We start from the raw sequence: 8,456 nt of genomic DNA, 5'->3' as shown, positions 1-8,456 counted from the left end.
GGGCGGGGGCCATGGCCACCAGCCAGGCGAAGGCGCCGGCGGCGAGGGTGAGCGCGAGGTGGCCGGGGATCTGCCCGGGCTGCTGCGGGGCGAACAGCGCGCCGGCGCTGGCGAAGGTGAAGATCACGTGGCCGGGCGGGCCGATCGCGGTGGCGTCGGCCACCGCCTTCTGCACACCGGCGAGTGCGGCGCCGACGGCGATCAGTACGAGTGGGGCGTCGGTGAGCGCGGCGGCCGTCAGCGCCACGGCGACTCCGGCGAGCATGCCGAGCACCACCCGGGCGAGGGTGGCGGCGCGGCGCGCGTACGGCAGGTCGTGTCCGTAGAGCGCGCACAGCGATCCGGCCATGGTGTAGGCGGCGAGGTCGAGTCGGCCGAGGCCGCAGAGCACGAGATTGGGCAGGACGGACGCCGCGGCGACGCTCAGCGCCGGCTTGAACCACCGGTCGGACGGCCGCCCGAGGCGGAGCGCGTCGAGCACCGGGAGGCTGCGGAGGCGGAGCCCGGGAGTGACAGTTGCAGAACCCACCCACTCAGCTTAACAGGTATTACACCCGTGAAATTGTTGCCCGCTCCCGGCCCGCAGCGCTCGGGCGGGGGTCAGCACCCGCACGCCGATCCGCAGGTTCCGGGAGCAGACCGGCACCACCCCGCTGCAGTGGCTGCACGTCGCCCGGATCCGCCGGGCGCAGCACCTCCTGGAGACCACCCCGCAGCCGGTCGGACGGATCGGCGCCCAGATCGGCTTCGGCTCGGCCATCGCCTTCCGGGACCGGTTCAAGCGGAGCACCGGAATGAGCCCTCGGACCTACCGGGGCACCGTGCGGCCCCGGCTCCGTCAGCCGTCGGAGCCGGTCACCCGGGAGAGCTCCGACTAGGGAGCGTATTTGGTCGTGATCAAGGGGCGGTCTTGGTGAGGCTCTTGATCCAGATCATCGATGCACGGAGGTGGAGGCCGGCGAGGTAGCTCTCGGGTGTCTTGTCGAACCGGGTGGCGATGCCCCGCCAGGCCTTCAGCCTGTTGATCAGGCGCTCGACGGTGTTCCGCTCCTTGTAGAGCTCGGCGTCGTGGGCAACGGGCCGGCCGCCCCTGCTGCCCTTCTTCTTTCGATGGGCGGCCTGGTCCCGCTTCTCCGGGATGACGGCCTTGATGTGCCGTTCGCGCAGGTGAACACGGTTGCCGCGGGACGAGTACGCCTTGTCGCCGGCGACCGCGTCGGGCCGGGTACGGGGGCGGCCGACGGGCCCGCGAACCCGGACCTTCGCCAGCACGGGGATGAACTGCGGACTGTCGGCGGCCTGCCCCTCGCTCAGGACGAATGCCAGCGGGCGACACTTGCGCTCGCCGGCGATGTGGACTTTGCTGGTCTGCCCGCCTCTGGACCGTCCGAGCAGGGCTGCCTTCAGGCGGATCTTGCGTCTGCGTCGGACACGTCGCCGCTCGTCCCGTCCCGGGTCGTCTGCGGTGTCCTGCCCGTCTTGTTCCTTCGGGCCGCCCCCTTTTGCCGGGCCTTCTCCGCCTCCTCGGCCGCCTTCTCCAGGTCGGCGAGCGTGTCGGGGTCGAGGTGCATCCCGGCGGCGTCGTGGTGGGCCCGGACGGTGGTGGAATCCACGCTGACCAGCGACAAGTCCACCTCACCCCGCTTGGCGGCCTCCGCGATCGCGCCCTCCAGCAGGGCCTCGAAGACCCCGGCGTCCCTCCACTGCCGGAAGCGGTTGTGGACCGTCGACCAGGCCCCGAACTCGCTCGGCATCTCCCGCCACTGGCCGCCCGTCCGAAACCGCCAGATCACGCCCTCGAACTGCCGGCGCAGCCGCTCGGGGTACGGGCCGTACTCACCGATCGGCAGGTACGGCCCGATGAACTCCCATTCGGCGTCAGTCAGTTGCACTCGCGTCACACAGCATGATCTATCGGATCGGGCGCGACCACGAGGGCGAAACCCGCATATTGATCACAACCCGATACGGGCCCTAGTCGGCGGCCTCCGTGTCGGCGCCGTCGGGCAGGTCGGCGCGCGTGGTGAGCCGTCCGGCCGCGGCCCGGCGGAGCAGGCGGGTGCGCTCGCGGGCGGCCCAGCGGCGGACGCGGTCCGGGTCCAGCGGGGTGCCGTGGCCGACGTGGAGGCGGGCCGGGTTGCGGGCGAGCATCGCGTCGAGGCTGTCGAGGTTGCCGAGCGGGTCGTCGTGGAACGGCGGGTTGGCGGGCCGGCCGGGGAGCAGGCCCATGAAGGAGTTGGCGACCAGGTCGCCCGCCACCAGGTCGCCGCCCTCGGTGAGCACGGAGACCGAACCGGCGGTGTGGCCGGGGGTGGGCACCACGCGGGCGGCGATGCCGAACTCGTCCAGGGCTGTCTCGCCGCGCAGCAGGACCTGCGGTTCGAAGGGCTCGGCGCGCACGTGGAGCCGGCGGTCGCGGCTCATCAGGCGTCCCATCGGGCCGGTCGGCAGGTACGGTTCGCGGACCTGCCCGGTGCGGTACGGCCCGAGGTCGGCCGCGTGGGCGGCGATCGGCGCGCCGGTGAGTCGGTGGAGTTCGGCCGCGGAGCCGAAGTGGTCGATGTGGCCGTGGGTGATGACGATCAGCGCGACGTCGCCCGGGTCGACGCCGAGCCGCTCCAGGTGGGCGCGGATCCGCTGCCCGCTGCCGGGGATTCCGGCGTCGACGACCACGGGACGCCGCCCGGTCAGCAGGTAGGCGTTGACGGCGTGCCGGCCGAGCACGGGGATCGGTGTGACGGTGGTACGGGACACGGGCGTGTTCTCCAGGTGGACGGTGGGGCGGCCGGCCGTTCGCGGGCAGGCCGAGGAAGCCCCTCACGAGTGCGAGGGGCACGGGGGGAGACCGGTCAGCGGAAGCGGCGGCGGTAGTCCGCCGGGGTGGTGTTGAGGCCGCGGCGGAAGGCGCGGTGCAGGGTCTCGACGGAGCCCAGGCCGCTGGCCCGGGCGACGTCCGCGAGGGCCCGGTCGCTCTCCTCCAGCAGTCGGCGGGCGCGCTCCAGCCGGGCGCCCTCGACGTAGGCGGCGGGCGGGCGGCCGGTGTGCCGGGCGAACAGCCGGGAGAAGTGCCGGACGCTGAGCCCGGACCGCGCGGCCAGGGCCTCCGTGGACAGGTCCGCCGAGGGCTGTTCGGCGATCAGGCGCAGCAGCGGGCCGAACCGGTCGTCGGGCGGCGGCGGAGCGGACAGCGGAACGCTGAACTGGCTCTGCCCACCGGGGCGTTTCACGTACATCACCATGGTGCGGGCGGTGGCCAGGGCGAGCGCCTGGCCGTGGTCCTCGGCGACCATGGCGAGGGCCAGGTCCATGCCGGCCGTGATGCCGGCGCAGGTCCAGATGTGGCCGGACCGGACGAAGATCGGGTCGGCGTCTACCTCGATCTCCGGGTGTTGGGCGGCGAGTTGGGCGGCGGTGAGCCAGTGCGTGGTGGCCGGCCGGCCGGCCAGCAGGCCTGCGGCGGCGAGCAGGTGGGCTCCGGCGCAGATGCCGCCGATCCGGGTGGCCCGGCCGGCGGCGGCGCGCAGCCACGCGGTGACGGCATGGTCGACCAGGGCGACCGGCGGTCCGTCGGCGGTGTCGACGGCGCCCGCGACCAGCAGGGTGTCGATGCCGCCGCCGACCTGGTCGAGCGTCAGGTCGGCGTGCAGCCGGACACCGCTGGAGGTCGTCACCGGTCCGGGGCCGGCCGCGGCGATCTCCACCCGGTAGCCGGGCCGTTCACCACCGAGGAGGCGGGTGGCGACGGAGAACACCTCGGCCGGGCCCGCGGCGTCGAGGATCTCGATGCCGGGGAACGCGGTGACCACCACGCGGTGCGGTTCGGACATGCCCCGATCCTCGCCGCGCGCGGTCGGTGTCCGCAATGACGAGTCTCTGGCGGATTCGGCCATGCGCCCCGGACCTGCTCACGGGTGCGGGGCGGACGTCCCGGTCCGCAACGCGTCCGCGGCGCCGGTGTCCCGGCCGGGCGGCAGGCGCGGACACCATCCACACCCCCGGACTTCCCGGCAGGCCCTCTCGCCCCCGCCACGCGGGTGGAAGGCGGAAGCGAGCCGGGGCGCCCGAGGTCGGAGTCGGCCGCGGCGGCCGGGAGTCGAACCCGTACGCCCGGCGTGACCGGGCGCATCACCAGAGAAGTAGCCGCTGCCTACGCACCGGGCGCCCCGGCGCTCTCCTCCCGGGACGGCATGGGCGGTCGCCCGACGCACCGGGAGGTGCAGCTGTGACGTTGTGGTCCAGAGATCGGGGTCGGCGGAGGAACACAGGCGTTCTGGGCCGCTGAACTACCGCCGGACAGAACCGGCGACCGGGATTCGAACCCGGGTCACCCCTTTGAGTGAGGAAGTAACCTCGGCCTTCGCACCTGGACGACGCTGACGCTACACCTGCCACCCGGTCGACTTCAGCCGCATTTCCGCTGGTGCCGTCATCCGTCGCAGGTCGACTCGGGCCGAGCCGCCGCGGCTCGTCGGGGGGATCTATCCTCGGGGGCATGCGCATGCATCCGGTGCCCGGGACGCCCGCCGACGGGCTGCGGGAGAGCGACGAGCTGCGGGAGAGCGACGGGCTGCGGAAGGTCGGGCGCCTGCTCGCCGGCGGCGGCGTTGCAGTGCTGAGCGGGGCCGGGCTGTCCACCGAGTCGGGCATCCCCGACTACCGCGGGGCCACCGGGCGGGCCCGGCCGCGCACCCCGATGACGTACCAGGAGTTCACCGCGAGCGAGGACGGCCGGCGGCGGTACTGGGCGCGCAGCCATGTCGGCTGGCGGACGATCGCAGGCGCGCTGCCCAACGCGGGCCACCGCGCGGTCGAGGAGCTGCGCCGCTCCGGCCACGTGGCGGGCGTGATCACGCAGAACGTGGACGGGCTGCACCGGGCGGCCGGCACGGTGGACGCCGTCGAGCTGCACGGCGCCCTCGACCGCGTGGTCTGCCTGGACTGCGGCCGCACCAGCACCCGCCGCGAGCTCGACGGGCGGCTGACCGAGCTGAACCGCGACTTCCGGGACACCGGCTCCCGGATCAACCCGGACGGTGACGTCGACCTGCCCGACGAGCTGGTGCACGCCTTCCGTGTCGCGCCGTGCGCGGTGTGCGGCGGCGTGCTCAAGCCGGACGTGGTCTTCTTCGGCGAGAGCGTCCCCAAGCCGCGCGTCCAGCAGTGCTACGACCTGGTGGACGCGGCGAGGGCGCTGCTCGTCCTCGGCTCGTCGCTGACCGTCATGTCGGGGCTGCGGTTCGTCCGCCACGCGGCCCGCACCGGCAAGCCGGTCGCCATCGTGAACCAGGGCGCCACCCGGGGCGACGAGTTCGCCGCGGCCACGGTGGCCGCACCGCTCGGTGAGACCCTGGGCCGCCTCGCGGCGCACCTCGGGCACCCGCACCCCGCATCCTGAGGCGACGGCGGCGACAGGTCATCTCCTCGCTCCGGCGGGGCCGTTGCTACCATCGCCGCCATGCCGACACCCGAGCAGAACGGCCCCGGCGGGCAGGCGCCGTCGCCCGGTTGGCGCGCCACCGTCCTCGACCACGTCGCGGCGGTCGGCGAGCCGCCCTACGACCTGCGACCCCGGACGGACGGACCGCTGGCCCGGCGCGGGGAGCTGCGCATCCACGGCGCGGAGGGCGAGGTGCGCTGCACGGACGACACCGGCCGCACCCGCTGGGCCCACCGCTGCGAGGCCCGGCCCAACGCCGCGTACGTGTCACGGGGGCGGGTGCTCGTCACCACCGACTCGCTCCGCTACACCGCGTGGGGCTTCCTCGGCCCGGCCCTGCTGCTCGACCTGGCGGACGGCCACCTGGTCGCCGAACTCCGCGGCGATCGCGGCGCGGTGCTGCGCGGCGGCCGGTTCTTCCTCGGCCTGGAGGGCTACGGCTGCTTCGACACCTGGGAGTACGACCGGGACGGCACCGAGGTCGACGCCTGGCGCAGCTTCGGGCACTTCGTCACCGGCAGCGGGATCCGGGTGGTGGAGCAGGACCGCCGCAACCCGACCCGCAGCCGGGTCGTCCGGCTGCTCCCCGGCGGGGTCGTGGAGGCGGGCCCCGCGCTCACCGACCCGACGGTGCCGCGGCCGGTGGTGCTGGAGGACGGCACCGTGCTGGTGATCGACGACGGGCTGGTGCGGGCCGTCGGCCGCGGGCTGGAGCACACCGTGCTGGCCGAGCTGACGTCGGTGCCCCCGGACGGGCGGCACCGGTACATCAGCGCCCTGCGCCGCGAGGGCGACCGCCTCACCGCGATCGTCGCCGAGCGCGACCCGGCCGACCACCAGCGCCACACCGTGCACACCTGGACGCTGGCCCTGCACGCACCGGCCTGATCAGGGTGCGGCCCGCTCAGGCCTGCGTGTCCAGGCCGGTGAGCAGGGTGGCGACGTCCAGACCGATGGCGAGGTAGTCCTCGAAGACGCGGTTGTGCAGGGCCCACGGGGAGCGCTGCCGCCGGACGAGTGCCACGGCGGCCGCCGGCTCCTCCCCGAGTTCGACGAGGGCCTGCACGACGACGAGGCCGGAACGGTTGTAGCCGGAGTGGCACCGGACGAGCACGGTGCGGCGCTCGCGGACGGCCTGCGCGGCGGCCCGGGCGAGGCGCTGGACGTCACCGAGTTGCCCGGCGGTCAGCGGGGCGTCCGGGATCTCGGCCACCAGGTGCTCCACGCCGGCTGCCGGCCCGTGGCCCGGGGCGGCGTACAGGCTGGCCACCAGGTCGAACTCGTTGCCGACGACCGCGAGCTGCAACTCCCCCGCGGTGTCCGTCCAGTAGTGACCGCCCATCCACAGGCCGGGCACGATCTCGTCCCACGGCGCCTGCGACCCCGGGACGTCGCGGTCCTTCTGACGTGTCCTCACCCGAACCCCTCTCCGGCGGTCCAACGGCCGCCGTCCGCGGGGCGTTCCCGAGCGGGGTGACCGTACCGGCGTCGGGTGCGGGCGCCGGGCAAGGGCGTTCGGGTGCGAGCGTTCGGGCAACGGCGTTCAGGTACGGGCGGAGTCGCGGAGGTCGTGGTCGAAGGCGCGGATGTCGGCCTCGCTCAGAGTGGGCCGGGTGCGGGCGACGGCCCGGAGGTAGTCCCCGGTGAGCCGGTTCGGGTCCTCCGCCTGCGGCGTGTCGGCGGCCAGGTGGCGCTCGAAGGCGGACTGGGCGGCGGTCCGCGCCGCGTACTCGATGTCGGCGGGGGTGAAGCGGCGGCTGGCCTCGACGAGGGCGTCGAGGTCGATGCCGGGCAGGCGGTCGGGGCCGATGTAGCGCGTCCAGATCGCCCGGCGGGCCTCGGCGTCGGGCGGTCCGACCGGGATGAGGTAGTCGAACCGCCCGGGGCGCAGGAAGGCCGGGTCCAGGCTGCGCACGGTGTTCGTGGCGCAGATCAGCAACCGGCGGTCCCGGCGCCTGAACTGCGGGATCAGCTTGAGCAGTTCGTTGGTGACCCGGTGGGCGAGCGTGGTCGGGTCGCGGCGTTCGGAGGCGATCTCCTCGGCCTCGTCGAAGAACAGGACGACGTTCTCCAGGTGGTCCACCCGGGAGAACAGTTCGCGCAGCCCGGCCGCCACGCCGTGCGGGTCCGCGGCCAGCTGGTACGGGAAGACCTCGATGAACGCCCAGCGCAGCCGCGAGGCGACCGCACGGGCGAAGGTCGTCTTGCCGGTGCCGGGCGGGCCGAAGAGGACGACGGCCCTCGGCGGCACCAGCCGGTAGTGCTCGGCCGTCCGCTGGTGTTCCAGCGGGAGGACGAGCCGCCGCTCGATCAGGCTCTTCTCGGCGTCCATGCCGGCGATGTGGTCCCAGAGCCCGGTGTCGGGCACGGCGCCGCCGAGTTGGTCGAGGATGGTCACCTCGGCGGAGTCGGCGGCGAGCACCTTCTCGAAGTAGCTGAGGTCCGGGCGGCCCGTGTAGCCCGAGTTGGTGAAGGCCCGCTCGCCGACCTCGCCGCGCGGGAGCAGGGCGCCGATCCGGCGCACCCCGGCCTCGGCGAGGCGCTCCTCGAGAGCGGTGAGCAGCGCCGACCCCATGCCGTGGTGCCGCCACGAGCGCGCGATGGTCAACCGCAGCACCCAGCCCCGCTCGGCCGCGGTCGAGGAGAACACCGCGCCGACGACCTGGGAGCGGACGACCGCCACCACGGCGGGCGCGCCGCCGCGGACGGCGGTGAGCACCTCGGCGAGGCCGATGACCGGGTCCGCCGGGGTGTCCCGCGACTCCTCCCAGATGCGGACCACCTGGTCGAGGTCGGCGTCCTCGAGGTCGCGGATGCGCCAGGGCGACACGGTGCCTCTCATACCGGCCAGTGTTCCGTGCGCCGGTCGGTCCTGCGCGCCGGGCGGTAGGTCCACCCCCGCGCGGCAGGGCCCCGGGCGGCAGGGGCCCCTGCACCCCGGGGCCCTGCCGCCCTATCCCCTGGCCGCCCGCCGGGCGGTGCCGCCCGGCCCCGGTGTCCCGCCGGAGGCCGGCGCCGG

6 protein-coding genes and 3 pseudogenes are annotated in these 8,456 nt (G+C 74.5%); 3 read left to right on the top strand and 6 right to left on the bottom strand.

The window, feature by feature from the left end:
- A pseudogene (locus KSNIM_RS34290) lies at positions 1-529 on the bottom strand (FUSC family protein); the annotation flags it as partial.
- Positions 530-584: 55 nt separating this feature from the next.
- On the opposite strand from KSNIM_RS34290, the pseudogene KSNIM_RS34285 reads away from it, so the two are divergent.
- Positions 585-878 (top strand): annotated as a pseudogene (locus KSNIM_RS34285) (helix-turn-helix domain-containing protein); the annotation flags it as partial.
- Between the two features lie 19 nt (positions 879-897).
- On the opposite strand, the pseudogene KSNIM_RS34280 reads toward KSNIM_RS34285, so the two are convergent.
- The 3 genes and pseudogenes from KSNIM_RS34280 to KSNIM_RS34270 form a co-directional block, all read right to left on the bottom strand.
- Positions 898-1,901, bottom strand: a pseudogene (locus KSNIM_RS34280) (IS5 family transposase).
- Positions 1,902-1,974: 73 nt separating this feature from the next.
- Positions 1,975-2,754, bottom strand: coding sequence for an MBL fold metallo-hydrolase (locus KSNIM_RS34275; RefSeq protein ID WP_263107066.1), 780 nt, complete (start codon positions 2,752-2,754; stop codon positions 1,975-1,977).
- 95 nt (positions 2,755-2,849) lie between these two features.
- Positions 2,850-3,827, bottom strand: a complete 978-nt coding sequence (locus KSNIM_RS34270) for a GlxA family transcriptional regulator (protein ID WP_263107065.1) — start codon at positions 3,825-3,827, stop codon at positions 2,850-2,852.
- Positions 3,828-4,492: 665 nt separating this feature from the next.
- Between KSNIM_RS34270 and KSNIM_RS34265 the strand changes: the two genes are divergently transcribed.
- Together KSNIM_RS34265 and KSNIM_RS34260 are read left to right on the top strand one after the other, a co-directional pair.
- The gene (locus tag KSNIM_RS34265; protein ID WP_263107064.1) at positions 4,493-5,395 is read left to right on the top strand and encodes an NAD-dependent protein deacetylase; all 903 of its coding nucleotides are present in this window, start codon (positions 4,493-4,495) and stop codon (positions 5,393-5,395) included.
- Between the two features lie 60 nt (positions 5,396-5,455).
- Positions 5,456-6,325: a hypothetical protein gene (locus KSNIM_RS34260; protein ID WP_263107063.1), complete on the top strand. Its 870-nt coding sequence runs from the start codon at positions 5,456-5,458 to the stop codon at positions 6,323-6,325.
- Between the two features lie 16 nt (positions 6,326-6,341).
- Here KSNIM_RS34260 and KSNIM_RS34255 read toward each other — a convergent pair whose 3' ends face one another.
- Both KSNIM_RS34255 and KSNIM_RS34250 read right to left on the bottom strand, forming a co-directional pair.
- On the bottom strand, positions 6,342-6,854 hold the full coding sequence (locus KSNIM_RS34255; RefSeq protein WP_263107062.1) for a protein phosphatase: 513 nt from the start codon (positions 6,852-6,854) through the stop codon (positions 6,342-6,344).
- A gap of 126 nt (positions 6,855-6,980) precedes the next feature.
- A complete protein-coding gene (locus tag KSNIM_RS34250; RefSeq protein WP_263107061.1) occupies positions 6,981-8,279 on the bottom strand; it encodes an ATP-binding protein in 1,299 nt (432 codons plus the stop codon).
- Positions 8,280-8,456 lie beyond the last annotated feature (177 nt).

Source organism: Kitasatospora sp. DSM 101779, from assembly GCF_025655475.1.
Taxonomy (GTDB): domain Bacteria; phylum Actinomycetota; class Actinomycetes; order Streptomycetales; family Streptomycetaceae; genus Kitasatospora.
Note: the sequence above shows the minus strand (reverse complement) of the source record. Positions and strands in the feature narration are given on the sequence as shown.

What these genes read in the sequence shown, in the direction of transcription:
- KSNIM_RS34270 (WP_263107065.1), bottom strand. Translation starts at nt 3,827, where the DNA reads ATGTCCGAACCGCACCGCGTGGTGGTCACCGCGTTCCCCGGCATCGAG.
- KSNIM_RS34265 (WP_263107064.1), top strand. Translation starts at nt 4,493, where the DNA reads ATGCGCATGCATCCGGTGCCCGGGACGCCCGCCGACGGGCTGCGGGAG.
- KSNIM_RS34250 (WP_263107061.1), bottom strand. Translation starts at nt 8,279, where the DNA reads ATGAGAGGCACCGTGTCGCCCTGGCGCATCCGCGACCTCGAGGACGCC.
- KSNIM_RS34260 (WP_263107063.1), top strand. Translation starts at nt 5,456, where the DNA reads ATGCCGACACCCGAGCAGAACGGCCCCGGCGGGCAGGCGCCGTCGCCC.